This is a genomic window from Roseinatronobacter alkalisoli (genome assembly GCF_028745735.1).
GTDB lineage: Bacteria > Pseudomonadota > Alphaproteobacteria > Rhodobacterales > Rhodobacteraceae > Roseinatronobacter > Roseinatronobacter alkalisoli.
In genome coordinates, this window is the sequence record NZ_JAQZSM010000002.1 from 119,766 (window position 1) to 145,892 (window position 26,127).

At 60.4% G+C, this 26,127-nt stretch carries 31 protein-coding genes; 16 read left to right on the plus strand and 15 right to left on the minus strand.

Annotated elements, in window-relative coordinates:
- Positions 1 to 62: 62 nt before the first annotated feature.
- The 3 genes from PUT78_RS02925 to PUT78_RS02935 all read left to right on the plus strand — a co-directional run bounded on the left by PUT78_RS02925 (position 63) and on the right by PUT78_RS02935 (position 2,444).
- Entirely contained in the window at positions 63 to 1,274 is a 1,212-nt protein-coding gene (locus PUT78_RS02925) for a TsoY family (seleno)protein (protein WP_274350602.1), read from the plus strand.
- 98 nt (positions 1,275 to 1,372) lie between these two features.
- Positions 1,373 to 1,735 carry a CidA/LrgA family protein gene (locus PUT78_RS02930; protein ID WP_274350603.1) on the plus strand — a complete coding sequence of 121 codons (363 nt, stop codon included), beginning with the start codon at positions 1,373 to 1,375 and terminating at the stop codon, positions 1,733 to 1,735.
- Positions 1,728 to 2,444 (plus strand): LrgB family protein, encoded by a 717-nt coding sequence (locus PUT78_RS02935; protein ID WP_274350882.1) that lies wholly within the window; start codon positions 1,728 to 1,730, stop codon positions 2,442 to 2,444. Before PUT78_RS02930 ends, PUT78_RS02935 begins: the two co-directional genes overlap by 8 nt.
- Positions 2,445 to 2,450: 6 nt before the next feature.
- Here the strand turns inward: PUT78_RS02935 and smpB are convergent, their stop codons facing one another.
- The 4 genes from smpB to PUT78_RS02955 form a co-directional block, all read right to left on the minus strand.
- Positions 2,451 to 2,924, minus strand: a complete 474-nt coding sequence (gene smpB / locus PUT78_RS02940) for an SsrA-binding protein SmpB (RefSeq protein WP_274350604.1) — start codon at positions 2,922 to 2,924, stop codon at positions 2,451 to 2,453.
- A 33-nt stretch (positions 2,925 to 2,957) separates the two neighbouring features.
- Entirely contained in the window at positions 2,958 to 3,662 is a 705-nt protein-coding gene (locus PUT78_RS02945) for an NYN domain-containing protein (RefSeq protein ID WP_274350605.1), read from the minus strand.
- Positions 3,663 to 3,730: 68 nt separating this feature from the next.
- Complete coding sequence (locus PUT78_RS02950; RefSeq protein ID WP_274350606.1) at positions 3,731 to 4,237, minus strand: GNAT family N-acetyltransferase; 507 nt, start codon at positions 4,235 to 4,237, stop codon at positions 3,731 to 3,733.
- The gene (locus tag PUT78_RS02955; RefSeq protein ID WP_274350607.1) at positions 4,234 to 5,364 is read right to left on the minus strand and encodes an S-(hydroxymethyl)glutathione dehydrogenase/class III alcohol dehydrogenase; all 1,131 of its coding nucleotides are present in this window, start codon (positions 5,362 to 5,364) and stop codon (positions 4,234 to 4,236) included. Before PUT78_RS02955 ends, PUT78_RS02950 begins: the two co-directional genes overlap by 4 nt.
- A gap of 146 nt (positions 5,365 to 5,510) precedes the next feature.
- On the opposite strand from PUT78_RS02955, the gene PUT78_RS02960 reads away from it, so the two are divergent.
- The 3 genes from PUT78_RS02960 to argF all read left to right on the plus strand — a co-directional run bounded on the left by PUT78_RS02960 (position 5,511) and on the right by argF (position 8,240).
- Complete coding sequence (locus PUT78_RS02960) at positions 5,511 to 5,846, plus strand: DUF2794 domain-containing protein (protein WP_274350608.1); 336 nt, start codon at positions 5,511 to 5,513, stop codon at positions 5,844 to 5,846.
- Positions 5,847 to 6,060: 214 nt separating this feature from the next.
- Positions 6,061 to 7,236: an aspartate aminotransferase family protein gene (locus PUT78_RS02965; protein ID WP_274350609.1), complete on the plus strand. Its 1,176-nt coding sequence runs from the start codon at positions 6,061 to 6,063 to the stop codon at positions 7,234 to 7,236.
- A gap of 77 nt (positions 7,237 to 7,313) precedes the next feature.
- Complete coding sequence (argF, locus tag PUT78_RS02970) at positions 7,314 to 8,240, plus strand: ornithine carbamoyltransferase (protein ID WP_274350610.1); 927 nt, start codon at positions 7,314 to 7,316, stop codon at positions 8,238 to 8,240.
- Positions 8,241 to 8,315: 75 nt separating this feature from the next.
- Here the strand turns inward: argF and PUT78_RS02975 are convergent, their stop codons facing one another.
- Together PUT78_RS02975 and mnmC2 are read right to left on the minus strand one after the other, a co-directional pair.
- Positions 8,316 to 9,188 carry a DMT family transporter gene (locus PUT78_RS02975; protein ID WP_274350611.1) on the minus strand — a complete coding sequence of 291 codons (873 nt, stop codon included), beginning with the start codon at positions 9,186 to 9,188 and terminating at the stop codon, positions 8,316 to 8,318.
- On the minus strand, positions 9,185 to 9,844 hold the full coding sequence (mnmC2, locus tag PUT78_RS02980; protein WP_274350612.1) for a tRNA (5-methylaminomethyl-2-thiouridine)(34)-methyltransferase MnmC2: 660 nt from the start codon (positions 9,842 to 9,844) through the stop codon (positions 9,185 to 9,187). The genes PUT78_RS02975 and mnmC2 overlap by 4 nt, the downstream gene beginning before the upstream one ends.
- A gap of 56 nt (positions 9,845 to 9,900) precedes the next feature.
- On the opposite strand from mnmC2, the gene PUT78_RS02985 reads away from it, so the two are divergent.
- Positions 9,901 to 10,926 carry an NAD(P)/FAD-dependent oxidoreductase gene (locus tag PUT78_RS02985; protein WP_337994656.1) on the plus strand — a complete coding sequence of 342 codons (1,026 nt, stop codon included), beginning with the start codon at positions 9,901 to 9,903 and terminating at the stop codon, positions 10,924 to 10,926.
- A gap of 280 nt (positions 10,927 to 11,206) precedes the next feature.
- Positions 11,207 to 11,377: a hypothetical protein gene (locus PUT78_RS02990; protein ID WP_274350614.1), complete on the plus strand. Its 171-nt coding sequence runs from the start codon at positions 11,207 to 11,209 to the stop codon at positions 11,375 to 11,377.
- Between the two features lie 139 nt (positions 11,378 to 11,516).
- Here the strand turns inward: PUT78_RS02990 and metK are convergent, their stop codons facing one another.
- Both metK and PUT78_RS03000 read right to left on the minus strand, forming a co-directional pair.
- Positions 11,517 to 12,683: a methionine adenosyltransferase gene (gene metK, locus PUT78_RS02995; protein ID WP_274350615.1), complete on the minus strand. Its 1,167-nt coding sequence runs from the start codon at positions 12,681 to 12,683 to the stop codon at positions 11,517 to 11,519.
- 126 nt (positions 12,684 to 12,809) lie between these two features.
- Positions 12,810 to 13,538 carry an arylesterase gene (locus PUT78_RS03000; RefSeq protein ID WP_274350616.1) on the minus strand — a complete coding sequence of 243 codons (729 nt, stop codon included), beginning with the start codon at positions 13,536 to 13,538 and terminating at the stop codon, positions 12,810 to 12,812.
- Here PUT78_RS03000 and PUT78_RS03005 point away from each other — a divergent pair.
- From PUT78_RS03005 to PUT78_RS03020, 4 genes are read left to right on the plus strand one after another with little or no spacing between them, the layout of a single operon-like run.
- Positions 13,528 to 14,229: an ABC transporter ATP-binding protein gene (locus tag PUT78_RS03005; protein ID WP_274350617.1), complete on the plus strand. Its 702-nt coding sequence runs from the start codon at positions 13,528 to 13,530 to the stop codon at positions 14,227 to 14,229. The two genes, PUT78_RS03000 and PUT78_RS03005, sit on opposite strands and share 11 nt — an antisense overlap.
- A complete protein-coding gene (locus PUT78_RS03010) occupies positions 14,229 to 16,757 on the plus strand; it encodes an ABC transporter permease (protein WP_274350883.1) in 2,529 nt (842 codons plus the stop codon). The genes PUT78_RS03005 and PUT78_RS03010 overlap by 1 nt, the downstream gene beginning before the upstream one ends.
- A 45-nt stretch (positions 16,758 to 16,802) precedes the next feature.
- A complete protein-coding gene (locus tag PUT78_RS03015; protein WP_274350618.1) occupies positions 16,803 to 17,222 on the plus strand; it encodes a fluoride efflux transporter FluC in 420 nt (139 codons plus the stop codon).
- 2 nt (positions 17,223 to 17,224) lie between these two features.
- The gene (locus tag PUT78_RS03020) at positions 17,225 to 17,599 is read left to right on the plus strand and encodes a fluoride efflux transporter FluC (protein ID WP_274350619.1); all 375 of its coding nucleotides are present in this window, start codon (positions 17,225 to 17,227) and stop codon (positions 17,597 to 17,599) included.
- Positions 17,600 to 17,678: 79 nt separating this feature from the next.
- On the opposite strand, the gene PUT78_RS03025 is transcribed toward PUT78_RS03020, so the two are convergent.
- Genes PUT78_RS03025 through fabA form a run of 3 tightly spaced genes read right to left on the minus strand, consistent with a single transcriptional unit; the run spans position 17,679 to position 20,247 of the window.
- A complete protein-coding gene (locus PUT78_RS03025; RefSeq protein WP_274350620.1) occupies positions 17,679 to 18,467 on the minus strand; it encodes an enoyl-ACP reductase FabI in 789 nt (262 codons plus the stop codon).
- 10 nt (positions 18,468 to 18,477) lie between these two features.
- On the minus strand, positions 18,478 to 19,707 hold the full coding sequence (gene fabB, locus PUT78_RS03030; RefSeq protein WP_274350622.1) for a beta-ketoacyl-ACP synthase I: 1,230 nt from the start codon (positions 19,705 to 19,707) through the stop codon (positions 18,478 to 18,480).
- Positions 19,708 to 19,737: 30 nt separating this feature from the next.
- Entirely contained in the window at positions 19,738 to 20,247 is a 510-nt protein-coding gene (gene fabA / locus PUT78_RS03035) for a bifunctional 3-hydroxydecanoyl-ACP dehydratase/trans-2-decenoyl-ACP isomerase (RefSeq protein WP_274350623.1), read from the minus strand.
- 136 nt (positions 20,248 to 20,383) lie between these two features.
- Between fabA and irr the strand changes: the two genes are divergently transcribed.
- On the plus strand, positions 20,384 to 20,821 hold the full coding sequence (irr, locus tag PUT78_RS03040) for a Fur family transcriptional regulator Irr (RefSeq protein WP_274350624.1): 438 nt from the start codon (positions 20,384 to 20,386) through the stop codon (positions 20,819 to 20,821).
- A gap of 108 nt (positions 20,822 to 20,929) precedes the next feature.
- Positions 20,930 to 21,400 carry a hypothetical protein gene (locus PUT78_RS03045; protein WP_274350625.1) on the plus strand — a complete coding sequence of 157 codons (471 nt, stop codon included), beginning with the start codon at positions 20,930 to 20,932 and terminating at the stop codon, positions 21,398 to 21,400.
- 10 nt (positions 21,401 to 21,410) lie between these two features.
- Here the strand turns inward: PUT78_RS03045 and PUT78_RS03050 are convergent, their stop codons facing one another.
- The 4 genes from PUT78_RS03050 to rbfA form a co-directional block, all read right to left on the minus strand.
- Complete coding sequence (locus PUT78_RS03050; RefSeq protein ID WP_274350626.1) at positions 21,411 to 21,944, minus strand: DUF1643 domain-containing protein; 534 nt, start codon at positions 21,942 to 21,944, stop codon at positions 21,411 to 21,413.
- Positions 21,945 to 21,958: 14 nt separating this feature from the next.
- Positions 21,959 to 22,867, minus strand: a complete 909-nt coding sequence (gene truB / locus PUT78_RS03055; protein WP_274350627.1) for a tRNA pseudouridine(55) synthase TruB — start codon at positions 22,865 to 22,867, stop codon at positions 21,959 to 21,961.
- Between the two features lie 126 nt (positions 22,868 to 22,993).
- Positions 22,994 to 23,752 (minus strand): phosphodiester glycosidase family protein, encoded by a 759-nt coding sequence (locus tag PUT78_RS03060; protein ID WP_420793454.1) that lies wholly within the window; start codon positions 23,750 to 23,752, stop codon positions 22,994 to 22,996.
- Positions 23,736 to 24,170: a 30S ribosome-binding factor RbfA gene (rbfA, locus tag PUT78_RS03065; RefSeq protein ID WP_420793444.1), complete on the minus strand. Its 435-nt coding sequence runs from the start codon at positions 24,168 to 24,170 to the stop codon at positions 23,736 to 23,738. Before rbfA ends, PUT78_RS03060 begins: the two co-directional genes overlap by 17 nt.
- Positions 24,171 to 24,267: 97 nt before the next feature.
- Here rbfA and dapB point away from each other — a divergent pair, with 97 nt between their 5' ends.
- Both dapB and PUT78_RS03075 read left to right on the plus strand, forming a co-directional pair.
- Positions 24,268 to 25,068 carry a 4-hydroxy-tetrahydrodipicolinate reductase gene (gene dapB, locus PUT78_RS03070; RefSeq protein ID WP_274350629.1) on the plus strand — a complete coding sequence of 267 codons (801 nt, stop codon included), beginning with the start codon at positions 24,268 to 24,270 and terminating at the stop codon, positions 25,066 to 25,068.
- A 118-nt stretch (positions 25,069 to 25,186) separates the two neighbouring features.
- Complete coding sequence (locus tag PUT78_RS03075; protein ID WP_274350631.1) at positions 25,187 to 25,543, plus strand: dihydrodipicolinate reductase; 357 nt, start codon at positions 25,187 to 25,189, stop codon at positions 25,541 to 25,543.
- Positions 25,544 to 26,127 lie beyond the last annotated feature (584 nt).

Sequence of the window (26,127 nt, forward strand, 5' to 3'; positions counted from 1 at the left end):
ACGGTGAAATCTGTCTATTAATTGTAATATTCATATTTATATATATAATGAGAGGAAACACCATGTCCCGTACCCCCGCACGCCCGTCAGATACCTATTCACCGCTATACTTTCTGGCCTCGCTTGGGGCAGGGGGGCTGGCGGTCAGTTTCTTCATGTGGCTGATGCACTGGTTGCCCCATCCCGGAAAAACCGTACCTGTGTTCGAAGATATCACCGCCGCCTTTGCCAACGGGTCCATCCTGACACAGGGCATGATCCTGCTGGCATTGGCCGGTATTGCGGTCTTTGCTTTCCTGAACCTGAAACTTCTGGTCTGGAACCTGCGCAGTTTCGCGGCATGGGCCAAAACCGACGCCTACGCAAAATTCGCGCGTACCAATGCCCAAAGCCAGGTCATGGCGCTGCCGCTGGCGCTGGCCATGTCGGTCAATGTCATGTTCATTCTGGGCATGGTGTTTGTGCCGCGGCTGTGGTCTGTCGTTGAATATCTGTTCCCGCTGGCATTGATCGCGTTTCTGGCCATCGGTGCCTATGGTTTCAAGCTCTACAGTGGTTTTCTGGGCCGTGTCCTGACCGAAGGCGGCTTCAACTGCGCGGCCAATAACAATTTCGGCCAGATATTGCCCGCCTTTGCCTTCGCCATGGTTGGTGTTGGTCTGGCCGCTCCCGCCGCCATGAGCACGCTTCCCCTTGTGGCGGGGCTGGGCCTTGTGCTGTCCACATTCTTCCTGATGACATCCGGCATCATTGCGGTTGTCGCCATGGTGCTGGGCCTGCGGTCAATGATGGAAAATGGCGCAAACCCCGAAACCGCGCCAACGCTGTCGATCATCGTGCCACTGCTGGCGGTGCTGAGCATTCTGGGCCTGCGTCAAAGCCATGGGTTGAGTGCGCATTTCGGCTCGCCCGACATGGCAGGCGAAACTCTCGCGATGCTGACGAAATACCTGTCGGTGCAAATCCTGTTCCTGTTGTTTGCGGGTCTGGTGCTGGTGCGTCAGGGTTACGCGCAACGCTTCGTGTTCGGTGCCGAAAATTCGCCGGGGTCGTATGCGCTGGTCTGTCCCGGTGTGGGGTTCGCGGTGCTGATCCATTTCTGGCTGAACAAGGGGCTGGTTGATGCCGGGATGGTGGCCAAATTCAGCGCAGGCTATTGGGCAATCACGGTGGTCGCGCTGGTGTCACAGATGGCCATGATCTGGCTTGTCTGGCACCTGAACCGCCGCCATTTTGGCACCCCGAAACCGACCGGGGCGGTGCCCGCGCAGTAACCTCCACCCTATGACCAGCATAAAGGGCCGCATCACGCGGCCCTTTTCATTTCGCGCGGATCGGGGCTAATGGGGAAAGCAATAAAAAAGGTTTTCCCATGATCCATGCCCTTGCGCTGATCCTGCTGTGTCAATTGGCGGGCGAAGCCCTCAGCCGCCTGTTCGCCTTGCCCGCCCCCGGCCCGGTGCTGGGAATGGGGTTGTTATTCCTGCTGATGCTGACAGTGCCGCGGCTGGGGGATTTCATGCGCCCGACAGGCGAAGGAATCCTGCGCCACCTGTCGCTTTTGTTCGTGCCTGCGGGCGTGGGCGTGGTGGGGCATTTGCGCCAGTTGGGGGAAAACGGGCTGGCGCTGGGGGTGGCGCTGGTCGCGTCCACAGTGCTGGCTATTGCGGCGGGGGTGCTGACCTTTGTTTTTGTGGCGCGGCTGACCGGGGCGACAGGGGGCGATGATGCGTGATTTCGCCGAAATCTGGTCCTATCTGGCTGAAACCCCGCTGATCTGGCTAAGTGCCACGCTGATTGCCTATCTTGCCGGGGATTATCTGGCGCAGCGCGCCGGGCGCGCGCCGCTGGTCAATCCGGTTCTGGTGGCGGTGGTGTTACTGGCCGCGCTGCTTTGGGTCACCGATACCAGCTATGCGACGTATTTTGAGGGCGCGCAGTTCGTGCATTTTCTGCTTGGCCCCGCCACTGTCGCGCTGGCGGTGCCGCTCTGGCTGAACTGGCCCACAGTGCGCCGCGCGGTCCTGCCGATTGTGGCGGCCCTGCTGGCGGGGTCCGGCATGGCAGTGTTGTCAGCGCTGGCAATCGGCCATGCGATGGGCCTGTCGCCCGAATTGCTGGCAACCCTTGCGCCAAAGGGCACCACTGCGCCGGTCGCGCTGGGTATCAGCCAGAACCTTGGCGGGTCACCCACATTGACGGCGGTTCTGGTCATTCTGACCGGCATGATCGGCGCTGTTGTCATCACTCCCATGATGAACATGATGGGCATTCGCGACTGGCGCGCGCGCGGTTTCGCGGTGGGGGTTGCAGCGCATGGCATCGGCACGGCGCGCGCGTTTCAGGTCAACCCGCAGGCGGGTGCATTCGCGGGCATCGGCATGGGGCTGAATGCCATGCTGACTGCGCTTCTGGCCCCTTGGGCGCTGGGGCTGTTCCAATAGCCCGCGTCAGCCCAGTTCCTTCATCAGGCGGCGTTTTTGTTTGTCCCAGTCGCGCTTGGCCTCTGTCGCGCGCTTATCGGCCAGTTTCTTGCCCTTGCCGATCGCGATCTTGATCTTCACCAGCCCGCGATGATTGAAATACATCACCAGCGGCACCAGCGTCATGCCATCCTTGGCCGTGGCCGCCCAAAGCCGCGCCATCTCGCGCTTGCTGACCAGCAGCTTGCGGCGGCGGCGTTCTTCATGGCCCCAGATCGTGGCCTGCTTGTAGGGCGCGATATAAGAATTCACCAACCACAATTCACCATTATCGACAGTGGCATAGCTGTCGGCGATATTGGCCTTGCCGCTGCGCAGGGATTTCACCTCGGACCCATGCAGAATGATGCCGCATTCAAGGTCTTCCTCGATGGCGTAATCATACCGCGCACGGCGGTTTTCTGCGATGATGCGGTAATTGGGGTCTGATTTCTGGGCCATGACAGTGCAGATAAGGGGCGCATGCGCCCATGTCTAGGGTTTCAGGCGCATCTGCATGCTGTTGCCTGATGATTTGCGCAATTCAAACGCGCCGGATCTGGACACCAGCTCGCTCAGTTTCGCACATCCATAGTTGCGTGCATCAAAATCAGGATTGGCCGCGACAATGAACTGCCCCACCTGCCCCAGCGAGAACCAGTCCTCATCCGCGTCGATGGCCTGCATCGCGGCCTTGATCAGCGGCACGGCTTTTGACGGTGGCGCTTTCTTGCTTTGCGCTGGCTCGGGGTCGGCTTCCGGCAGGATATTCTCGACAAAAATGAAGCGCTTGCAGGCCTTGCGAAACGATTCCGGTGTCTTTTGCTGGCCAATGCCATAGACATCCAGCCCCTGTTCACGGATGCGGCTGGCCAGTCGCGTGAAATCACTGTCGGAACTGATCAGGACGAACCCGTCAAACCGCCCCGTATGCAGCAGATCCATTGCATCGATGACCAGCGCAATATCACTCGAATTCTTGCCCACAGTATTGGCGGGCTGGTGATGGGGCACCAATGCCAATGTGGGCAGCTTCTCCTGCCAGCCCGACATCTGGGCGCGGGAAAAATCACCATAGATGCGCCGCACGCTGGCCTCACCCAGCCCGGCGATCTCCTCGAAAATCGCCTCCACCCATTTGGGCGACGAATTATCCGCGTCAATCAGGACTGCCAGCAGGGGAATACCGGTACGTGCCATGGTTTATTCTTTCATTCTGGTAAAAATATCCCGGGGGAGGCCCCGCAGGGGTCGGGGGCAGCGCCCCCTTACAACGTCCGGTACATCACATAGGCATCAATATATCCTTGTACAGGGTGATTGAACGCACCCGGCAGGCGACCGACAATCTCGAACCCGTTGGCCTGCCATAATGCTACAGCACGGGTATTGCTCGACACCACGCAATTGAACTGCATCGCGCTAAACCCGCGTGCGCGGGCAGTGTCCAGTGCATGCGCCAGCATCATACGCGCCACCCCGCGGCCTTGCGCCTCGGGTGCTGTGACAAAGCCGCAATTGGCAACATGCGCACCGCCACCTTGCTGGTTGGGGCAAATGTAATAGCTGCCCATGGGCCTGCCGTCTGCTTCGGCCAGATAGGCATCATGCCCCCCGTCGCACCACCATGAAAGCGCCGCTTCATGGCTGATTGCGGGATCAATCGCATAGGTGTCGCCTGCGCGGAACACAGGTTCCAGCATTGCCCAAAGGGCAGGGTGGTCAGCGCTGGTTGCAGGGCGCAGATGCACCCCGCCTGTATCGGGCTTGCTCAAAACTCGACCACCGCGCGAATGGATTTGCCTTCATGCATCAGATCAAACCCTTCATTGATCTGATCAAGTGTCAGCTTATGCGTGATCATCGGGTCAATCTCGATCTTGCCATTCATGTACCAGTCCACGAATTTCGGCACATCCGTGCGGCCCTTCGCGCCGCCGAAAGCAGTGCCTTTCCACACGCGCCCGGTGACCAGATGGAAGGGCCGTGTCGAAATTTCAGCGCCGGCGGGTGCCACGCCAATGACCACTGACACGCCCCAACCCCGGTGGCTGCATTCCAGTGCGTCGCGCATCACTTTCACATTGCCGGTGGCATCAAAGCTGTAATCCACCCCGCCGATCAGGTCATCGCCGCGCTGTGTCAGCCTGACGATTTCCTGCACCACGGATCCGTCAATCTTGGACGGGTTGATGAAATGCGTCATGCCGAATTTGCGCGCCATTTCTTCCTTGCCGTCATTCAGGTCCACCCCGATGATCATGTCCGCCCCGGCCATGCGCAGGCCCTGAATGACGTTCAGGCCAATACCGCCCAGCCCGAACACCGCTGCGGTGGATCCGATTTCAACACCGGCCGTGTTGATCACCGCCCCGATGCCCGTTGTCACCCCACAGCCGATATAGCAAATCTTGTCAAACGGTGCGTCCTGCCGCACCTTGGCCAGGGCAATTTCCGGCATGACTGTGTGATTGGCGAAGGTGGAACAGCCCATGTAATGATAGATCGGCGTGCCATCGAGCATGGAAAACCGTGTGGTGCCATCAGGCATTAGCCCTTGTCCTTGCGTGTTGCGGATGGCGGTGCACAGATTCGTCTTGCCCGACCGGCAGGAATAGCATTCGCGGCATTCGGGCGTGTAAAGCGGGATGACATGATCGCCCGGTTTCAGCGTGGTTACCCCTTCGCCCACCTCGATGACGATGCCTGCGCCCTCATGGCCCAGAATGCTTGGGAACAACCCTTCCGGGTCCGCACCGGAACGGGTGAATTCATCCGTGTGGCAAATGCCGGTGGCCTTGATCTCGATCAGAACTTCGCCAGCTTTGGGACCGTCAAGGTTTACTTCCATAATTTCAAGGGGTTTTCCGGCTTCAAGGGCGACAGCTGCACGGGTGCGCATAGGGGTTTCTCCTGATTTCCTGCGATTTCCCCCAATGTGGCGCAGCACGGGGGCGCGCTGCAAGCGAAAGTGGCAGCCGGTTGTCAAAAAAGCGACGCGCGCAGCAAAGGCTTGATTTTCGCAGATGCGAGACCCAAGATCATGTGATGAATATGCAAAACCCACGGCGCGCGACGGAACAACAGGTCAGCTTCGACCGGCGTGAACTTGCGGTGATCCTGTCGCTTTATGGCCGGATGGTGGCAGCGGGGGAATGGCGCGATTACGGCATTTCATGTCTGCGGCATTCGGCGGTGTTTTCGGTGTTCAGGCGCACGGCGGAAAACCCGCTTTACCGGATTGAAAAGCACCCGCATCTGCGAAACCGTCAGGGTATGTATGCCGTGATTGCCATGGACGGACAGATCCTGAAACGCGGGTATGATCTGGCAATCGTCGTGAAAGTGCTGGAACGCCGGTTGCTGCGTGTCATCGGCGAATAGGGATTTACAGCCTCGCAGGCAGGTGCTAATGGCCTGAATATGAACAGGACATGTGCAAATCACAGCTTCTTGCGACGCCGCTGACGCGGTGTGACTGTTCCTGCGCATTTGCTGCCACAGCATGTGCCATATTGACCCTTCCATCTGAAAACCGCCGTTGACTTGTCTGCAATGCTTTGGCAGGTCAATGCTTTGCCTGAACGGGATGATGCATATGACTGCACAATTTCCAGCCGTCCTGCCCACCTATAACCGCACCGCGCTGGCGTTCAGCCGCGGTGAAGGGACATGGCTGATCGAAGAAAACGGCGCGCGCTATCTGGATCTGACATCCGGGATCGCTGTCAATGCGCTGGGCCACGCTCACCCGGCGCTGGTGCAGACCCTGACCGAACAGGCGCAGGCACTTTGGCATGTCTCCAATCTGTATAATATTCCGGCGCAGGCAAAACTGGCCGAAGCGCTGGTCGAACATACATTTGCCGATACGGCATTCTTTACAAATTCCGGCACCGAAGCGGCTGAACTGGCCATCAAGATGGTGCGCAAATACTGGTATGAAAAAGGTGAAGACCGCCCCACCATCCTGACGTTTGAGGGGGCGTTTCATGGCCGCTCCACCGGCGCGATCGCGGCTGCCGGGTCTGAGAAGATGACCAAGGGCTTCGGTCCACTGATGCCCGGCTTCAAGGTTCTGCCCTGGGGCGATCATGACGCGCTGCGCGACGCGCTGGACACCAGTGTCGCCGCCGTAATGATCGAACCGGTGCAGGGCGAAGGCGGTATCCGGTCATTGCCGGACCAAGATCTGAAAGCACTGCGCGATCTCTGCGATCAGACCGGGGCGCTTCTGCTTCTGGACGAGGTGCAATGCGGCATGGGCCGCACGGGGCGGCTTTTTGCCCATGAATGGGCCGGGATCGCGCCCGACATCATGATGGTCGCCAAAGGCATTGGCGGGGGCTTCCCGCTGGGGGCAGTGCTGGCAACAGCAAATGCAGCATCGGGAATGACTGCGGGCACGCATGGGTCAACCTATGGCGGCAACCCGCTGGCCTGCGCGGTCGGTGCCAAAGTCATGGAAATCATCACCGCCCCGGGCTTTCTGGATGGTGTGCGCCGCAAGGCCGGGTTTTTCCGCCAGCGCCTTGAATCCCTTGTCGCCTCCCATCCCGATGTCTTTGAGGAAGTGCGTGGCACGGGATTGATGCTGGGACTGAAATGCCGCGTGCCGAATCTGGATCTGGTCAAGGCCGCACAGGCCACCCATCTTCTGACCGTGCCCGCCGCCGATAATGTCGTGCGCCTGCTGCCGCCCCTGACAATCACTGAGGACGAGATCACCGAAGCCGTATCCCGGCTTGACCGCGCAGCCGCTGCGCTGCCCTGATTTCATTCTGGTAAAAATATCCCGGGAGCGCGAGGGCAGCGCCCTCGCACCCCTCTCATCTGCAAAAGGTCCGTTCCATGCCGCATTTCCTTGATATTCACACGACCGGGGCGTCTGATCTGCGTGCCATGATCGACAACGCTCACACCATGAAGGCCGCGCGCAAGGGCAGGCCGATGGCCGCGCCCGATGATGAACAGCCGCTGAAGAACCGCATGGTCGCGCTGATCTTTGAAAAACCCTCTACCCGCACGCGCGTCAGCTTCGATGTGGGCGTGCGCCAGATGGGGGGGCAGACAATGGTGCTGTCGGGGTCCGAAATGCAGCTTGGCCATGGCGAAACCATTGCCGACACCGCGCGCGTGCTGTCACGTTATGTCGATATGATCATGATCCGCACATTTGAGGAATCAGTGCTGCAGGAACTGGCCGAATATGCGTCTGTGCCGGTTATCAATGGCCTGACCAACCGCACCCATCCGTGCCAGATCATGGCTGATATCCAGACTTTTGAAGAACATCGCGGGCCTATTGCGGGGCGGCGCGTGGTCTGGTCCGGGGATGGCAACAATGTCTGCGCCTCCTTCTTGCATGCGGCGGGGCAATTCGGGTTTGATCTGGTCTTCACCGGCCCCGAGGCGCTGGACCCAGATCCGGAATTCGTTGCGCTTGCGCGCGCCAGCGGGGTGGAGGTGGAGATTATCCGCGACCCGGTGCGCGCCGTTGCCGGGGCGGATCTGGTGGTGACAGATACCTGGGTCAGCATGCATGACAGCCAGTCCAACCGCGAACGCCGCCATAACCTGCTGCGCCCCTATCAGGTCAATGATGCGCTGATGGCGCAGGCGAAACCTGATGCGCTGTTCATGCATTGCCTGCCCGCGCATCGCGAGGAAGAGGTGACAAATTCCGTCATGGACGGCCCGCAATCTGTTGTCTTTGACGAGGCAGAGAACCGTCTGCACGCACAAAAGGCCGTCCTGCGCTATTGCCTGGGGGTGTGACACCCGCCTGCGCGACCGGCGCGCAGGCGGGTATTTCCTGGCAAGATGAACGGCAAGCCGGGGTGAGAGCCGGTTCTAGGTTTTCACCTGCCTTGCCCGCCAGAGTGTGAACAGCCCGGCGCCGACCACGACCAGCGTGCCAAGGGCCACATTGTTGCGCAGGGTTTCACCGAACAGCAGCAACCCAAGCGCGGCGGCGAAGGGAAGTTGCAGATAGGCGAAGGGTTGCACCGCGCTGGCTTCGGCCACTTCATAGGCGCGGATCAGCAGGAAATGGCTGAAGGCTGATGTCATGCACAGCACCCCCATCCAGACCCAGTCGCCCGGCACCATCGGTTCCCAGAACCAGATGCCGATCAGCGTCATGGTGGCGGCCCCTGCCGTGCCGGTCCAGAAGAAGCTGACCGCAGCGCTGTCATGTCGCGCCGCATAGCGCGTCAACAACCCGTACAGCGCGAACATGAAGGCCGCCAGAAGGGGTATCAGGGCGGCGGGTTGGAACACCCCGAAACCCGGTTGCAGGATGATCAGCACCCCGCAGAACCCGATCCCGATGGCGCTCCAGCGTCGCCAGCCGACCTTTTCGCCCAGCACCGGCCCCGAGAGCGCTGCGATCAGCAACGGATAGACAGCAAATACCGCGTGGCTTTCGACCAGTCCCAGTATCACAAAGGCCGTGACCATGACGCAGACTTCCAGTGCCAGCAGTACGCCACGGAATATCTGCAATACGGGTTGGGTTGTGGCGGCGGCCTTGCGGATGCCGCCCGCCTGACGTGATGCAACCACTATGACGAAACTGGCAAAGAACCAGTAGCGGATCATGATGATCATGAAGACATTGTATTCCCCCGCCAGATGCCGGGACATAGCGTCCTGCACTGCGAAGATGAATGCTGTTGCGCACATCAGCCAGATGCCAAGGTAATTGTTCTGCGGCGCGCTCATGACAGGGTTCCTGTCGTCATGTGGCGTTTATGGGCGAATCCGGGTTGGCGGATCACGTCGAAACCGGCCGTGGCAAGGGCGCGGCGCACAGCGCCTGCTGCGGTATAGGTCGCGAATGTGCCGCCCTTGCGGGTATGCGTTGCAACCTGCGCCATAAGGGTGTCGGTCCATAATTCGGGGTTCTTGGCAGGCGAAAACCCGTCCAGATACCATGCATCTGCCTTGCCCTGCCACAGCGGCAAGGTATCGCGTGCATCGCCCATGACAATCTCGACCTGCAGCGAGCCAAGGGTGAACTGACGCAGCCCTTGTGACCAGGCGGCCAGCAAGGGGGCGGTGTCCAGTCCGGTAAATGGGGCCAGCGCGCGGGCCATGTCGGCGGCATGCATGGGATAGGCTTCGAAACTGGTGAAATATACCGGACCGGAACGCCCCGCCAGCGCCTGCGCGGTTGCCAGCAGGTTCAGCCCGGTGCCAAAGCCCAGTTCCGCGATATGAAAGCCCGGCGCGGCGCGCTGGGTAATGCGGTTGCCAGCCAGAAACACATGCTGTGTTTCCGCCAGCCCGTCCGCAAGCGAGAAATAGGGGTCATCAAATCGCGTGGCCACCGGGGTCTGGTTGTCTTTCCAGGTGATATCTGCGTTCTGGTTGTTCATGCGCTGCTGCTTTATGACACAAGTGAACTTCATGCAGGCGCGCGGGAGAAATGACAATGGCTGATGTGACAATCATGGGGGCCGGTATCTTCGGGCTGGCGCTGGCCTATGTCTGTGCAAAGCGCGGGGCGCAGGTGCATCTTCTGGATGCGCGCGGCCTTGGGGCAGGATCCAGTGGCGGGCTTGTCGGGGCGCTGGCCCCGCATGTGCCTGAAAACTGGAATGCCAAGAAGGCATTTCAGTTTGATGCATTGATCAAAGCCACGGATTTCTGGCGCGTGGTGGCTGCATGCGCGGGTGTTGATCCCGGCTATGCGCGTCTGGGTCGTGTGCAGCCAGTACCAGAGGGCAAGCTGGAACTTGCGCGCGCGCGCGAAGCTGGCGCGAATGCGTTGTGGCAGGGCGCAGCAGAGTGGCGCGTCTTGCGCAGCGACAGCGCGCCGGGGCTGGCAATCCACGCGCCGTCCGGCTGGGTGGTGCATGATACGCTGACGGCGCGGTTGCACCCCCGCCAGGCGGGACGCGCGCTGTTTGGCGCGTTTCAGGCGCTGGGCGGGAAATTCAGCATTGGGGACCGGCCGCAGGCGGATGTACCGGTCGTCTGGGCGACAGGTTATGAAGGGCTGGCCGATCTGTCCCGTGACCTTGGTGTTGCGGTTGGCAGCGGGGTCAAGGGGCAGGCGGCCTTGCTGGGTCATGCAGCACCTGATGCCCCCCAGATATTTGCCGACGGTCTGCATATTGTCCCGCATGGGGATGGAACAATCGCTGTCGGGTCCACAAGCGAGCGGGAGTTTGAGGCACCCGATATAGTGGATGCCCAATGTGATGCGCTGATCGCGCGGGCGCGGGCCGTTTGTCCCGCCCTGGCACAGGCCCCGGTTCTGGAACGCTGGGCGGGGGTGCGCCCGCGTGCCGGAACCCGCGCGCCCCTACTGGGGGCATGGCCCGGCAAGGCGGACACGTTCGTTTTCAACGGCGGTTTCAAGATCGGGTTCGCAATGGCCCCGGTGCTGGCGGAGTTGATGGCCGATCTTGTTCTGGAGGGGGTGGATAATGTGCCCGCAGCGTTCCGTCTGTAATCCGGGGCGCGTGGCAGGGGAGTGTCGCAAAACGCATTGCGCTGGGCGCAGGCATTGCGTTTTGCGCAGGCTTTGCACTGGATACAGTTCCTGCGCGCGCATCAATGGGCAAAAGCTTCTTTGGACTGTTGCCTGACATATACGGAATTAACCTATTGCGAGGGCAGGTTTTTGCGTATCGCAAAAATAATCGCATTATGCCTGATTTGCGCCACATGTCCGGTGTTAACCTTCACGTATCAGACGCAACCTGTGTCGGTGCAAAGTGAAGGTTAAAAAAATGACCCATGATATTGCGATCCTCCCCAAGCGCTTACCCGGGCGGGCAGTCCCCCAGGCGCTTCTGGCCGTTTATGACGGTATCACGAATGATGCTGTGCGCGCGCGCCTGACCAGTATGCAGCGGGACTTGTCCATGGCACCGCCGCATATCCGCGTGTTCCGGCATTGATGCCTGCGTCCTGAAGGTCGCGGTGCAGCGCTGGTGTTGCTTTGCGCCGGTCAGGGCCATGCGGCGGGATACGGCCTGCCCGAATTATCCGTGGCTTCGCAACCGGTCCGACGCAAGGAACCGGTTGCGCGCCAGTGTGTCAGACTGCTTTTTTCAACGCATCGATCAGGTCGGTGCGTTCCCAGCTGAACCCGCCATCAGATTCAGGCGCGCGCCCGAAATGCCCGTAAGCGGCGGTGCGGGCATAGATGGGGCGGTTCAGGCCCAGATGTTCACGAATGCCGCGCGGCGTCAGGTCCATGACCTGTGCAATCGCGCGTTCGATCCCTTCATCGTCAACCTGGCCGGTGCCATGCGTGTCAACATAGATGGACAGCGGTTTGGCCACCCCGATGGCATAGGACAGCTGCAAGGTGCAGCGCTGCGCCAGACCGGCGGCCACGATATTCTTGGCCAGATAGCGCGCGGCATAAGCTGCGGAGCGGTCAACCTTGGTCGGATCCTTGCCGGAAAATGCGCCGCCCCCATGCGGGGCCGCACCGCCATAAGTGTCGACGATGATCTTGCGCCCTGTCAGACCCGCATCCCCGTCAGGGCCACCGATGACGAAGGTGCCGGTGGGGTTGACCCACCATTCGGTCTTTGGGGTAATCCAGTCGGACGGTAGCACTTCGCGGATATAGGGTTCGACAATCGCACGAATATCGTCAGATGTCTGGGTCTCGTCGGCGTGCTGCGTGGACAGCACGATTGATGTCACCTCAACCGGTTTGCCATCTTCATAGCGGACCGAAAGCTGGCTTTTGGCGTCGGGGCGCAGGGACGGTTCCTGACCGGATTTGCGGACCTCGGCCAGACGTTTCAGAATTTTATGGGCATACTGGATAGGTGCCGGCATCAATTCAGGGGTATCATCAACGGCATAGCCAAACATGATGCCCTGATCACCTGCACCATCGCGGTCCACACCCTGGGCGATATGCGCGGATTGTTCGTGCAGGAAATTCAGCACATGGCAGGTGTTCCAGTGGAACTTGTCCTGTTCATAGCCGATATCGCGGATGCAATCGCGCGCGATCTGGGGAATGCGCCCCATGTAATCTTTCAGGCGTTCCGGGTCTGTCAGCCCGACTTCACCACCGATCACGACCAGTGACGATGTGGCGAAGGTTTCGCAGGCTACGCGCGCGGTTTCTTCTTCGGTCAGCAGCGCATCGAGAATCGCATCGGAAATGCGGTCACAAACCTTGTCGGGGTGCCCCTCTGAAACGGATTCCGATGTGAAGATGAAATTGTTCCTTGCCATATGCGCGTCACCTGTTCCTGTATTGGGACAGCCCCACCGGGCTGCCCTGCCAAGCTGAATTCAGTTTGGTCTTAGCGCTTATCAACAAGTTTCGGGCTGCACAACTGTTTGCAACCGGCCCACAACTTATGGTGTTGTGGTGGCGACAGTTTCCACGAATGTCGCGATCTGTGGTCCGATGCTGTCCACAATCAACGCGACCCCGTCAGCATTGGGGTGGATATGGTCGCCCTGCATCAGATCCGCGAAGCTGGCACCAGCGTCGGCCTTTTCGGTCATGGGTTGCATGAAATTGGGCACCAGCGGCACATCATATTCCTGTGCCAGATCAGTATACATCGCGTCGAACGCATCGCGGAATTCAGGGCCATAATTGCCCGGCGCGGGCATGCCTGCCAGCATCACGGGAATGCTGTCCTGTTGCAGGCGGGCAAGGATGGCGTCCAGATTGGCGCGGCTGGCCGCCGGGTCAATGCCGCGCAACAGATCATTGCCGCCAAGGATCACCAGCATTGCATCCACCGGTTCTGCCAGTGTCCAGTCAAGCCGCGCCAGCCCGCCAGCAGTTGTGTCACCAGAAACACCTGCGTTTATCACGATCACGTCATGGCCCTGCGCCTGCAGCCAGTCCTGCAATTGCGGCACAAACCCGTCGTCAGCGGGCAGTCCGTAGCCCTGTGTCAGGGAATCCCCCAAGGCTACAAGGCGAAACGGTTCTGCACCCGCCGCCGCGACGGAAAGACCGAAGGCCAGCGTTACAGTGCCAAGCGCTGCACCGCAGCGCTTGCCGAACCGGCTGAAAACCCCATATGGATGCGATAGCGGCACGCAAAGGACGGATTTGATGACTGACATTATACTCTCGCTCAAGGATACGGACCTGACCCTGCAAGGCAATGCCGGGCCGGTCGGGATTTTGCGCGCCATCACGCTGGATGTAACACGAGGGGAAACACTTGGTCTGGTCGGGCCTTCCGGGTCTGGCAAATCGTCCCTCCTGATGCTTATGGGCGGGCTGGAACGTGCGACATCCGGTCAGGTTTCGGCACTTGGCCATGATCTGACCGCACTGAACGAAGACGCCCTTGCCCGGTTTCGCAGGTCACATATGGGGGTTGTGTTCCAGTCTTTCCACCTGATCCCGACAATGACCGCGCTGGAAAATGTGGCGACCCCGCTGGAACTAGCGGGCAAACGCGATGCATTTGAACGCGCCGAAGAGGAATTGCGCGCCGTTGGTCTTGGCCACCGGATGGACCATTACCCTGCACAGATGTCGGGCGGCGAACAGCAGCGCGTTGCCCTGGCGCGCGCTGCGGCCCCGCGCCCGCAGATATTGCTGGCCGATGAACCGACCGGCAATCTGGACGGGGTGAACGGGCAGGCCATCATGGAACTGTTATTCGGACTGCGCGACCGGCATGGCGCGACGCTGATCCTTGTGACCCATGCCCCCGAACTTGCGGCGCGCTGCAACCGTGTTATCCGTCTGGCTGATGGCCGGATCGCGGGCGAAGACCATGCAACCGCACGGGCCGCCGAATGATGCGCGTGGCATGGGCGATTGCGCGGCGCGAATTGCGCGGTGGCTTGCGCGGTTTCTGGGTGTTTCTGGCCTGCCTGACGCTGGGGGTTGGCGCGATTGCGGCTGTGGGATCAGTGCGCGGTTCGATCGATGACGGACTGGCGCGTGAAGGGGCAACCCTTCTGGGGGGCGATGCGGAACTGCGCATGACCTACCGTTTCGCCACGCCTGATGAACGCGAGTGGATTGACGGGTTCGCCACGTCTGTGTCCGAAGCAGTTGATTTCCGGTCCATGGCTGTTGCCGGACAGGGTGACGATTCTGAACGCTCGGTCACGCAGGTCAAGGGCGTGGACGCCACCTATCCGTTGCTGGGCAGCGTGGGGCTGGACCCCGAAATTCCGCTGGATCAGGCATTGGCCATGCAGGACGGCCTGCCCGGTGGCGTGATGGAACGCATTCTGGCCGAACGGCTGGGCCTGCAGATCGGCGATGTGTTCCGCCTTGGTGTGCAGGAATTCCGCCTGAGCGCGCATCTGACCCGCGAACCCGACGGAATGGGGGCGAATTTCGGCTTTGGCCCGCGCACGATTGTCAGATCGGATGCGTTGCAAAATGCAGGTCTGCTTGGCCCCGGCACGCTGTATGAAGTGAATTATCGTCTGCTGCTGGACGGGCGCGATCTGGATCAGGCGCGCAGGGCTGTGAACAGCCGGTTTGACGGCGCCGGGGTGCGCTGGCGCGACAGCCGCAATGCCGCGCCACAGGTCCAGCGGGTGATTGAACGTGTGTCGTCCTTCCTTGTGCTGGTGGGGCTGGCCGGGCTGGCCGTGGGCGGCGTGGGCGTGTCTGCGGCGGTGCGTTCCTATCTGGATGGCAAGACCAATGTGATTGCGACATTGAAAACCCTTGGTGCCGAAAGCCGCACCATTCTGGCGGTATATCTGATGCAGATCGGCGTTCTGACCGCGCTTGGTATTGTGCTGGGTCTGGCGCTGGGGGCGATTGTGCCCTTTGCTGTGGCACCCCTGGTGGCCGACCAATTGCCTGTTGATCTGCATATCGGCCTGCACCCGGGCGCGCTGGTGGAGGCCGCGATTTATGGTGCGCTGACCGCGCTGATCTTCACCCTATGGCCGCTTGCGCGCACGGAAAATGTCCGTGCGGCGGTTATTTTCCGTGGGATTGATGCAGATGCGCAGGGCTGGCCGCGCTGGCCCTATATCTTGATCACGCTGGCGCTGGTGGGCGGGCTTGTTGTGGTTGCGGCTGCGTTTGCGGCTGTGCCGATGCTGGCCTTCGCAACAGCGGGCGGCGTCATTGGCGCGTTGGGCGTGCTTGCGCTGGCGGCTTTGGGCGTGCGTGTCCTTGCGCGCCGCGCTGCGCGCGCACGTGGCTTGCGCGGGCATACGGCGTTGCGCATGGCCATGGGGGCAATCAGCAACCCGCGTGAAGGGGCAGGGGCCGTTATCCTGTCGCTGGGGTTGGGGCTGACCGTGCTGGCGGCAGTGGGGCAGATCGACAACAACCTGCGCCGCGCAATTTCATCAGACCTGCCGGACCGTGCGCCAAGCTATTTCTTTCTGGATATCCAGAACACCCAGCTTGACGGATTTCTGGCGCGGCTGGACGATGATGACAATGTGGACCGTGTTGAAACCGCGCCAATGTTGCGCGCAGTTGTCACTGCGCTGAATGGCATACCGTCGCGTGACCACCCGGCCGCGGGGCATTGGGTGCTGCGCGGGGATCGTGGCATAACCTATTCCGCCACCCAGCCCGAAGGCACGCGCCTGACCGCAGGCAGTTGGTGGGACGCGGATTATTCCGGCCCGCCCCTTGTCAGTTTCGGGGCTGAACAGGCCGCTGAAATGGGGCTGAGGGTCGGTGACAGCGTGACCATCAATGTTCTTGGCCGCGACATAACTGCCGAAATCGCCAATCTGCGCGAGGTGGATTTCTCGACCGGTGGGATAGGGTTCGTTATGGTGATGACCCCTGATCCCATTCGCGCGGCACCGCATACACATATTGCCACTGTCTACGCGCTGGAAGCGGCCGAAGGCGCGATTTTGCGCGATCTGTCCAATATGTATCCCAATATCACCGCGATCCGCGTGCGCGAAGCGGCGGAACGGGTGACAGAAGCGCTGTCTACCATGGCGACCGCGACCAGTTTCGCAGCGCTTGCGATATTGCTGACGGGCTTTGTTGTGCTGATAGGGGCCGCTGCGGCAGGTGAACGCGCCCGCGTGTTTGAAGCGGCGGTGATGAAAACCCTTGGGGCCACGCGCGCGGGCATTCTGACCAGTTTCGCGTTGCGGTCCGCGCTGATGGGGGCGGCGGCAGGCAGTGTGGCCCTTGGGGCCGGCGCGCTGGCCAGTTGGGCGGTGATGCGTTTCGTGATGGAGGCCAGCTATCAGTTTGAATGGCTGCCAGCGATCGCTGTCATTGTTGGCGGGGTTCTGGCAACATTGCTGGCGGGGCTTGTCTTTGCGCTGCGTCCGCTGGCTGTGCGGCCTGCGGGAATATTGCGCGCGCAGGACTGACCGGACGCATTCACAAGTGGGGGCAGGCAGGCTATAGCATTGCCCATGCAGGTGGATTTATTCTTTTTCATGGCGGTTTGTGCAGGTGGCGGGCTTGGGGCTATGGCACGCGCCGCACTGTCGTCATGGATCAGCCGCCATGCACATGTGGCTTGGGCCACGCTGGCGGTGAACCTGTCGGGCAGTGCTGCTCTGGGACTGGCATGCGGTGCATTGATGGCACAGTCCGGCGGGGTAGTGCTGTCAGGGATGATGGAGGCCGCGCCGCCTGCGCTGGCGGTTTTCGCCCTTGGTGTGCTGGGGGGCTACACGACCGTTTCAACGCTGGCGCTGCAAGTGCTGATGCAATGGCAGGCGGGGCGCAGGCGCGCTGCCTGCGCAAATGCTTTGGGGTCTGTGCTATCGGGGCCGGTCGTCACGGTATTAGGGCTGGCGATCGGGGTGGCATTGGTCCGGGGGGCATGAACATGCGGGGAACATTACTTGCTGTTGGCCTTGGCGGGGCTGTCGGGACGGGCGCGCGCGCAGGGCTAAGTCTGGCGGCGCTGCATATGCTGGCGGATGCGGCGTTTATTGCGACACTGGCGGCAAATATCCTTGGTGCGGCGCTTATCGGCTATCTGGCGACCCGCGCGCTGCCACCTGTGCCCGCCGCGCTGCTGATGACCGGGTTTTGCGGCGGGTTCACGACCTTCTCCCTTTTTTCGCTTGAAGTGTTGGTCCTGATGGAAACCAGCGTATCTGCTGCGCTGGCCTATGGTGCGGTGTCGCTTGTTTTATGGATCGCTGCGGTCAGCGCAGGATACCGCCTTGGCCGGGGGCAGATTTCCACCATAAGATGAAGGCGGAAATTCTGAACGGCCCATGAAAAAAGGGGGCAGATTGCCCCCTGTTCCCTGCGTGATATGGTCATGCACGCCGTCAGATATTGTCCACCTGCGGCATGCCCATGACGTGAAAGCCGCCATCGACATGGATGATTTCACCGCTGGTAAAGGCCCCGTAATCCGACGCCAGATAGACAGCGGTGCCACCCACGCTTTCCAGTGTCGCATTGCTGCGCAGGGGCGCGTTGGTTTCGGTATGGCGATAGGTCTTGCGCGCGCCCCCGATGGCCGCCCCGGCAAGGGTTTTCATCGGGCCGGGGCTGATGGCATTCACGCGAATGCCTTCCGGCCCGAGATCATTGGCCAGATAGCGCACTGAGCTTTCCAGCGCCGCCTTGGCAACGCCCATGACATTGTAAAACGGCGTGACCTTGTTGGACCCCTGAAAGGTCAGTGTCAGAAGCGTGCCGCCATTGGGCATCATTTCCGCCGCGCGCCGCCCCAGATCAATGAAGCTGAAGCAACTGATTTCCAGAGAATGCTTGAAATTCGCACGGCTGGTATCGCGGAAACGGCCCGTCAGTTCGGATTTGTCGGAAAATGCGATGGCATGGACCAGAAAATCCATGGTTCCCCAGCGTGTTTTCAATGCGTCAAAGCAGGCATCAAGCGACGCTTCATCAGTGACATCCACATCCAGCAGAATGTCAGACCCGACAGAGGCCGCCAGCGGTTCCACCCGCTTGCCAAATGCCTCTCCCTGATAGGTGAAGGCAAGTTCCGCGCCCTGATCAGCCATTGCCCTTGCAATGCCCCAGGCGATGGAGCGTTCATTGGCAACGCCCATCACCAGACCGCGTTTACCTGCCATCAATCCTGTCATCGGATGTTCCTTAGTCACGCAGCGCACTCATCAGAAGTGTTGCGTTGGTTCCGCCAAAGCCGAAGCTGTTGGACAGGACAGAATCCAGTTCCACATCTTCGACCAGTTTCGTTGCAATCTCGCCTTCGCGAATGGCAGGATCAAGCTGGGTGACATTGGCAGATGCCGTGATGAACCGCCCCTGCATCATCAGCAGTGAATATATTGCCTCCTGAACGCCGGTTGCCCCAAGGCTGTGGCCGGTCAGTGATTTTGTTGATGAAATTGGCGGCACGTTTCCTTCGCCGTAAATACGGCGGATGGCTTCCACTTCGGTCACATCGCCTGCAGGGGTGGATGTGCCATGCGCGTTGATGTAACTGACCTTGCGCCCTTCCGGCAGGGTGCCGAGTGCCAGCCGCATGGACCGTTCCCCGCCTTCGCCGGATGGCGCCACCATGTCATACCCGTCCGACGTGGCGCCATAGCCCGTGACTTCGGCATAGATTTTCGCGCCGCGTGCTTTGGCATGTTCCAGTTCTTCCAGCACGACAACACCGCCGCCGCCGCCAATCACGAACCCGTCGCGAGTGGAGTCAAAGGCGCGCGCAGCGGTTTCGGGCGCGTCATTATATTTCGACGACATGGCCCCCATCGCGTCGAACAGGCATGAAAGTGTCCAGTCCAGTTCCTCGCCGCCACCGGCGAATACGATGTCCTGCTTGCCCATCTGGATCAATTCGGTGCCGTTGCCGATGCAATGCGCCGATGTCGAACAGGCAGACGTGATGGAATAGTTCACACCCTTGATCTTGAACGGCGTCGCCAGACAGGCCGAATTCGACGATGACATGCAGCGCGTGACCATGAACGGCCCCATACGCTTGGGGCTACCCTTCTCGATGACGATCTTATGCGCCTGAAAGAAATTCGACGTGGACGGCCCGCCCGACCCCATGATCAGGCCGGTGCGTTCATTTGACACATCGCTGTCTTCCAGCCCGGCATCGGCAATCGCCTGTTCCATGGACAGGAAGTTATAGGCCGCGCCCGGACCCATGAAGCGCAGGTTGCGCTTGTCGATATGATCTTCCAGCGTGATTTGCGGCATGCCGTGGATCTGGCTGCGGAACCCGTGTTCGGCATATTCAGGGGCAAAGACAATGCCCGAACGGCCTGCACGCAGGCTGGCCGTGACTTCATCCGCAGAATTTCCGATGGGCGAGATGATCCCCAGCCCGGTAATAACAACGCGACGCATGGGCGTCCTCCCTGTTGTTGGATTGGCGCTTCAGCTTTCCGACAGCGCAACTTTCATGTCTTTGACCACATAGATGATATCGCCATCCGCTTCGACAATACCATCGGCAACACCCATGGTCAGGCGGCGTGTCTGCACGGCTTTGGTGAAATCCACCTTGTAGGTCAGCATTTTGCGGTCGGGGCGGACCATTCCGGTCAGTTTGACTTCGCCGACACCCAGCGCATAGCCGCGCCCTTGCCAGCCGCGCCAGCCCAGATTGAACCCGGTCAGTTGCCACAACCCGTCAAGGCCAAGGCAACCGGGCATGATCGGATTGCCGGGGAAGTGGCAGTCAAAGAACCACAGATCCGGCGTGATGTCGAATTCTGCCACCACATGGCCCTTGCCATGCGCGCCGCCATCGCCGGAAATTTCGGTGATCCGGTCCATCATCAGCATGGGGGGGGCTGGCAGTTGCGCGTTGCCGGGGCCGAATAATTCACCGCGGGCGCAGGCCAGCAGGCCCTCTTTGTCGAAGGATGTCGGAAACTGAGACATTAAACTCTCCTGCATGGCTTTCCTTCCTCTAGCACCGTGCCGCAAAGTCATGCAAGCCCGCGCATCACGACAGATTGCGGGCGGCCCCGGTGAATTTCATTTGAAATTCATGTGCAACAAGCACTATATACAAGCCATGGACACGGATTTTGCGCAACTTAATGATAATGCCCTGAATGCCGGGGCAGAATGGCTCGCCCGTGCAGGGGTGCGGCCCACGCGGCAGCGTCTGTCATTGGCGGGTCTGCTGGTGGGGGACGGGCATGACCGGCACGTCACCGCCGAAAGCCTGTTCCTTGCAGTCAAGGAAAGCGGGGAATCAGTGTCACTGGCGACCGTCTATAACACCTTGCGCGCCTTCTGCGATGCAGGGTTGATGAATGAAATCACGGTTGATGCCACGCGGTCCTATTTCGACACCTGCGTCGAAGAGCATCCGCACTATTTCTGGGAAGACAGTCAGGAACTGACCGATGCGCCATCCGGCGAAGTTGCATTTTCCCGCTTGCCCACCGCGCCGGAAGGCGCTGAAATTTCGCGTGTAGATGTAGTTATCCGGCTGCGGCGTAAATAGGTGCTTTGCCGGTTATCAGGGCTTGCAGGTCTTGTGAACTTATATATTCGTTTACGGGTAGTGACATGGATCAGTCCGGTGCAGGTCCTTTATCGCGTGGGGGGACCAATGCGTTTCATATTTGTGGCTTCAGTTGCGTTTGCATTTCCTGCTTTTGGCGCCGCCGCCATGGAATGTCCCGATTTTACCCTCCCGGCCACAAGTGAACTCAGCTACAGCGAAGATGACCTGTGGTCCGAGCGCACGCATGGCGTCGCGGCGGGCGGGGCGCTGGATTTGTGGAATTGTTCATTGTTTGACGGGGCGGGTCATGTGTCTCTGCGACCGGATTTCAATGTCCAGCTGACCCGAAATATCAAGGATCGGATGATCCGTTTCATGATCACCGGGGATGACGATTGCGATACGGTTCTGTTGATCAATACGCCCGACGGGTCATGGTTGTTCAACGATGATTATGACGGGGTTGATCCTGCTGTCCATGTGCATTCGGCGCCGCCTGGCCGCTATGATGTCTGGGCGGGAACGTTCGGCCCCGACCTTTGCATCGGGACGTTGCATATCGAAGCCTTTCCCTGAAATGCATGCGCTATGTCGCGGGCAACCACCGCGTCGGCTGCACGTTGTAGCCAATGTAAAGCGGGTGTTTGGGATGGCCCGCCTTGCTAAGGCCCAGATGCCATAAATCCCGCCCGGTGTCGCGCAGCAGGGCTTCGACCTGCGCGCCACGGTTGACATGCGCACCATGCGTGCCCCATGCACATATGATCTGGTCGGCCCATAGCGCGCTTTGCGCAATCGCTGCGTCATTCAATGGCCCTGTGGGGTCCGGGGCCGCGCGCATGACGCGCGGGTCTGTTGCGCGAAAGGCAAAGATATTGCACACCCTGAATGCGCCGAAACCCAGCGCGCGCGCGCGGCGTTCACAGCGTTCCACAGTCGGGTCGTTCTGCACCTCTGTTGCGGTCGAAGGGTTCAGCATGACAAACAGCGCCCGCCCGGCACTTGCATCCCATTCGCGCGTCAGCAGGTAGCGGAATGCCTCGCAAGGGGAATAGACGGCCACGGACGGCGCGTCCCCCTTCACATGGCTGCGGGTAATGGTGTCGCCTGGTATTGTCATTCCTGCCACCCCCGTTATTCCTGATTGAACACGCGGCTGGGGTGCAATTCACCTGCCTTGTAAATGCCGACCGCAACTGCGCGCCCCTGATAGCTGGCCCAGGCTTCATCGCCATATTCGACCGAGGCGCTTATAACCATACCGGGATTGCCGTTGCGCAGCCGCGCGGCCCCTTCCGGGGTGGCAGGCAGTTCGGGCAGATCGGCAAGCCCTTCTTCCAGCGGGCGCAGATGGCTGTCCAGTTCGGGGCTGTGGGCCATGGCCTCGATCTGGTCCATGCTCAGCCCGTCACCTGCATCAAATGGCCCCGACCACGTGCGCCGCAACCACGCGACATGCCCCAGACAGCCAAGCGCCACGCCCAGATCGCGCGCAATGGCGCGCACATATCCGCCTTTGCCGCAGACCATTTCCAGTTCGACATGATCGGGGTCGGGGCGCGCGATGATTTCCAGCTTCTCCACCCACAGGGGCCGGGCGGCCAGATCCATTTCATCACCGGCACGGGCGATGTCATAGGCACGTTCACCATCAACTTTCACCGCGGAAAATTGCGGGGGCACTTGCTGAATTTCGCCACGAAACGCGCTTAACGCATCCGCGATCTGTGCGTCATCAGGGCGTTGCTCACGGCTGCTGATGATTTCGCCTTCTGCGTCATCGGTCGTCGTTGCCTGCCCGAGCCGCACCATGAAGCGGTAACATTTCAGCGCATCGGTGATGTAGGGCACAGTCTTGGTTGCTTCGCCCAGTGCAATGGCCAGAACACCGGTCGCGGCCGGATCCAGCGTGCCCGCATGGCCCGCCTTTTGTGCCTGCAAGGCCCAGCGCACCTTGTTGACAACGGCGGTCGATGTGATGCCAGCGGGTTTATCCACCACCAGCCAGCCAGAAATAGCCCGCCCCTTGCGCTTGCGTCCCATGGTTTGCCCTTTGCCTGTTACGAGCGCGTTGCGCTGAACTGCGTTCAGCTTACCCACTCAAACGCCTTGTTTCCGCTTGTCCGGGAAGTTCAAGACCGCTGCGCACTTCCCCGCGACATGCGCCTGCTACTGGGCAGGACCGCGCGCGTCAATCACCTTCCCGATGACCGGCCCCAGCAAGCCCCCCCAATCCGAACGCCGGATTGCCGGTGCATGCAGCCGCGACACGTTGCCGTCAATATAAAGTGCCTGTGGCATGTCCAGATGGTCACGGAAAAACCGCGCGAATTCGAACAGGTTGACCGGCGTATTGGTGATGACAAACGCGGCCTGTCTGCCGTCAGATGAAACGCCCACCCCGTTGCGTATCAACCGGGAGTCGCTGTCGGCCAGAAATTTTGGATGAAACTGTCCGTCGATGACAAGCATCGGGCCGGACTGGGTGGCGTGGCGACAAGCGGGCGGCGATTGCGCAAAGGCACGGCTTTCGACAAGGGTGAATCCTGTATCGTCAACGCAAAACACGCCATTGGGCAGCATGCCGAAATTTCCCGGCCCCGCAGAGGTGACAATGCGCGCCAGTTCATTGCCATCTTCGATATACAGGCCGACAGGGCGGCGGTCGGGATGATACATCCCCCCGTTCATGGCGAAAGCCAGCTTCTTGCCGTCGCGCGCAAGTGCGTCATCTATGGCGGTGAAATTTCCGTAGACCTTTGCCTCGTCCATATACAGGAAAAGGCGCAGATCATCGCCTGCACGCGCGGTACATGTTGTGAAACTATGCCCCAGATAATCGCTGCGGGCGCAATCCGCCAGCGCGGGTGCCGACAGCACAGCCCAGAAGGCCAGCGCGCCAAGACCTGCCTTAATCGCGTTCCGCATCATCGTCATGCCCGTCGGCTGCAACGTCGCGCCGGACGCGGTCCTGCCCCAACAGGCGGCGCGTGTCATCCATACGGTCAAAGGTTTCATCCAGCTTGAAGCGCAGATCAGGGGCGAATTTCAACGTCAGTTCCCGCCCGACCATATGGCGCAACTCTGCCTTGTTGCGCGCAAGTGCCTTCAGCGCGACCTGCTGGTCCTTGCCGCCCAACGGCATGACATAGGCGGTTGCAATCTTCAGGTCCGATGATGTGCGCACTTCGCTGACGGTTATCGGCATGCGCGTCAGATCCGGGTCATGCACATCCCCACGCGCCAGAACATCCGCCAGCGTGCGGCGGATAAGTTCGGCCACGCGAAGCTGGCGTTGGGACGGGCCTGTGCCCTGCTGATAGCGTTTTGCGTTCATAGTGTTCATTTAGGTCAATCCGCGCCCGCGCGCAACGAGGCTTTGCCAAATTCCGTATCAGCCGCTAGGAAGGCACGGAACCGTGATCTAGGCAGGAGTGGGGCGAATGGTCCGCATTGCGATAATGGGTGTCTCCGGGCGCATGGGGCAGATGTTGCTGCGGCTGGTGGATGAAAGTGATCTTGCAGTTCTTTCAGCGGCTGTCGAACGTCAGGGACATGACTGGATAGGCCAGGATCTGGGTAGCGTTCAGGGCGGTGCCGCGCGTGGGATCATTGTGACCGATGATCTGGCACAGGCGCTGGAATGCTCAGATGCAATTGTGGATTTCACGGCACCTGCTGTTTCTGTGCCATTGGCGGAACAGGCCGCTGCGGCAGGGGTTGCGCATGTCATCGGCACCACCGGGTTTGATGATGACGACCTGGCGGCCATTGCGCAGGCCGGCAAAACTGGCCGTATCGTGCGTGCGGGCAACATGAGCCTTGGGGTCAATCTGCTGGTGAAACTGACGCAGCAGATCGCGCAGGCGCTGGACACCGAATATGACATCGAAATCATTGAGGCCCACCACCGCCACAAGGTGGACGCGCCATCTGGCACCGCGCTGATGCTGGGTGAAGCGGCAGCGCGCGGGCGCGGGGTGTTATTGCCGGAAGTGGCGGATCGTGGGCGCGATGGCATAACCGGCCCGCGCGATGCGGGGGCCATCGGGTTTCATGCCATTCGCGGCGGGGATTATATTGGCGAACATGACGTGGTTTTCGCCGGTCCGGGTGAGCGGATCGTGCTGCGTCATGTTGCGTCTGACAGGGCGCTGTTTGCACGTGGGGCCATTCGGGCGGCTATCTGGCTACAGACCCAGGATGTCGGCGAATATTCCATGTTTGACGTGCTGGGCCTGTAGCAGGGCTTAGGCGGGTTTTTGCTGAACCGCCCCCGCAGTTGCCCCCTGATCTGAAACTGGCGTGATCCGGCCTGCGTATCCTTGCGTAACACCCCTGCAAGGAACCCGGAGGACCGCCATGAAAGCCCTGATCATTCCGCTTGTCGCAATGCTGGCCGCAGCACCGCTTCCCGCCATGGCGGATTTCGAACCGGTGCGCGATGAAACCACCTTCCGTAGCCTTGTGGAAGGGCGTGAACTGGCGCGTTTCGGCGTGCGGCTGCAAGTGCTGCCACAGGGCCAGATCACGGGGCGCGGGTTCGGCATGCGCGTGGGCGGCATGTGGGAATGGCGCGATGGGTATTTCTGCCGCACACTGGAATTCGGCAATTCGGGCGATCCGTATAATTGCCAGCTGGTGCTGCGCGACGGGAATACACTGCGCTTCATCTCGGATCAGGGGCAGGGCGATCACGCCGACCTGCGCCTGCGCTAGGGCCGCTGGACGCCGCTGGACAAGGCGCGCAGCCGCACGCTATGAATTGCGCATGCCCGCCGTCCGATGTGCCACATTCCGCGTTGATTTAGACCCGTTTCGGGGGCCGTGCTGATGGACTCCGCGCAGATCAAAGACCGCGAGAGCCTGCAAGCATGGCTGGAGGCTTTGCCGCAGGGAACCGAGGCGGAGCGGGAGCAGGCACGGCGCTGGGCAGTGGCGATTGCGCATCGCGCTATCATGCGAACTTTACCATACTATTGGAAGGAAACCGTTCAGCGCGCGAACTTTATGGGGGGGACTGACACGAGTGAATTCTCGAATCCACTACCTACGCTTCACCTGTGTATTATTCTTTCTATTGCGGCTTTTGGTGATCTAGAGGCAGTGCTTTCTCTAGCTACGTCGCAGCGGGAAAGATATAAGTCTCTCGCGGCGCATGCCGACGCGCATTTTATCGACGGTTATGCAAGTTTATCGAATGCCTATTCAATTCTGACTAAGAGGCCATTTTTACTATACACTATATCTGTAACTGATTTTGCAATAGATTCTGTTGTTGATGATCCAACATCTAAGCTTGA

What these genes read in the sequence shown, in the direction of transcription:
- PUT78_RS02960 (WP_274350608.1), top strand. Translation starts at nt 5,511, where the DNA reads ATGAATATGCAAAACCCACGGCGCGCGACGGAACAACAGGTCAGCTTC.
- mnmC2 (WP_274350612.1), bottom strand. Translation starts at nt 9,844, where the DNA reads ATGAACAACCAGAACGCAGATATCACCTGGAAAGACAACCAGACCCCG.
- PUT78_RS03075 (WP_274350631.1), top strand. Translation starts at nt 25,187, where the DNA reads ATGAAAGCCCTGATCATTCCGCTTGTCGCAATGCTGGCCGCAGCACCG.
- PUT78_RS03005 (WP_274350617.1), top strand. Translation starts at nt 13,528, where the DNA reads ATGACTGACATTATACTCTCGCTCAAGGATACGGACCTGACCCTGCAA.
- PUT78_RS03020 (WP_274350619.1), top strand. Translation starts at nt 17,225, where the DNA reads ATGCGGGGAACATTACTTGCTGTTGGCCTTGGCGGGGCTGTCGGGACG.
- PUT78_RS02990 (WP_274350614.1), top strand. Translation starts at nt 11,207, where the DNA reads ATGACCCATGATATTGCGATCCTCCCCAAGCGCTTACCCGGGCGGGCA.
- rbfA (WP_420793444.1), bottom strand. Translation starts at nt 24,170, where the DNA reads ATGAACACTATGAACGCAAAACGCTATCAGCAGGGCACAGGCCCGTCC.
- irr (WP_274350624.1), top strand. Translation starts at nt 20,384, where the DNA reads ATGGACACGGATTTTGCGCAACTTAATGATAATGCCCTGAATGCCGGG.
- fabB (WP_274350622.1), bottom strand. Translation starts at nt 19,707, where the DNA reads ATGCGTCGCGTTGTTATTACCGGGCTGGGGATCATCTCGCCCATCGGA.
- argF (WP_274350610.1), top strand. Translation starts at nt 7,314, where the DNA reads ATGCCGCATTTCCTTGATATTCACACGACCGGGGCGTCTGATCTGCGT.
- PUT78_RS03025 (WP_274350620.1), bottom strand. Translation starts at nt 18,467, where the DNA reads ATGACAGGATTGATGGCAGGTAAACGCGGTCTGGTGATGGGCGTTGCC.
- PUT78_RS02955 (WP_274350607.1), bottom strand. Translation starts at nt 5,364, where the DNA reads ATGCGCACCCGTGCAGCTGTCGCCCTTGAAGCCGGAAAACCCCTTGAA.
- dapB (WP_274350629.1), top strand. Translation starts at nt 24,268, where the DNA reads ATGGTCCGCATTGCGATAATGGGTGTCTCCGGGCGCATGGGGCAGATG.
- metK (WP_274350615.1), bottom strand. Translation starts at nt 12,683, where the DNA reads ATGGCAAGGAACAATTTCATCTTCACATCGGAATCCGTTTCAGAGGGG.
- PUT78_RS03050 (WP_274350626.1), bottom strand. Translation starts at nt 21,944, where the DNA reads ATGACAATACCAGGCGACACCATTACCCGCAGCCATGTGAAGGGGGAC.
- PUT78_RS02935 (WP_274350882.1), top strand. Translation starts at nt 1,728, where the DNA reads ATGCGTGATTTCGCCGAAATCTGGTCCTATCTGGCTGAAACCCCGCTG.
- PUT78_RS02985 (WP_337994656.1), top strand. Translation starts at nt 9,901, where the DNA reads ATGGCTGATGTGACAATCATGGGGGCCGGTATCTTCGGGCTGGCGCTG.
- truB (WP_274350627.1), bottom strand. Translation starts at nt 22,867, where the DNA reads ATGGGACGCAAGCGCAAGGGGCGGGCTATTTCTGGCTGGCTGGTGGTG.
- PUT78_RS03000 (WP_274350616.1), bottom strand. Translation starts at nt 13,538, where the DNA reads ATGTCAGTCATCAAATCCGTCCTTTGCGTGCCGCTATCGCATCCATAT.
- PUT78_RS03010 (WP_274350883.1), top strand. Translation starts at nt 14,229, where the DNA reads ATGCGCGTGGCATGGGCGATTGCGCGGCGCGAATTGCGCGGTGGCTTG.
- PUT78_RS03045 (WP_274350625.1), top strand. Translation starts at nt 20,930, where the DNA reads ATGCGTTTCATATTTGTGGCTTCAGTTGCGTTTGCATTTCCTGCTTTT.
- smpB (WP_274350604.1), bottom strand. Translation starts at nt 2,924, where the DNA reads ATGGCCCAGAAATCAGACCCCAATTACCGCATCATCGCAGAAAACCGC.
- PUT78_RS02925 (WP_274350602.1), top strand. Translation starts at nt 63, where the DNA reads ATGTCCCGTACCCCCGCACGCCCGTCAGATACCTATTCACCGCTATAC.
- PUT78_RS03060 (WP_420793454.1), bottom strand. Translation starts at nt 23,752, where the DNA reads ATGCGGAACGCGATTAAGGCAGGTCTTGGCGCGCTGGCCTTCTGGGCT.
- PUT78_RS03015 (WP_274350618.1), top strand. Translation starts at nt 16,803, where the DNA reads ATGCAGGTGGATTTATTCTTTTTCATGGCGGTTTGTGCAGGTGGCGGG.
- PUT78_RS02965 (WP_274350609.1), top strand. Translation starts at nt 6,061, where the DNA reads ATGACTGCACAATTTCCAGCCGTCCTGCCCACCTATAACCGCACCGCG.
- PUT78_RS02975 (WP_274350611.1), bottom strand. Translation starts at nt 9,188, where the DNA reads ATGAGCGCGCCGCAGAACAATTACCTTGGCATCTGGCTGATGTGCGCA.
- PUT78_RS02930 (WP_274350603.1), top strand. Translation starts at nt 1,373, where the DNA reads ATGATCCATGCCCTTGCGCTGATCCTGCTGTGTCAATTGGCGGGCGAA.
- fabA (WP_274350623.1), bottom strand. Translation starts at nt 20,247, where the DNA reads ATGTCTCAGTTTCCGACATCCTTCGACAAAGAGGGCCTGCTGGCCTGC.
- PUT78_RS02945 (WP_274350605.1), bottom strand. Translation starts at nt 3,662, where the DNA reads ATGGCACGTACCGGTATTCCCCTGCTGGCAGTCCTGATTGACGCGGAT.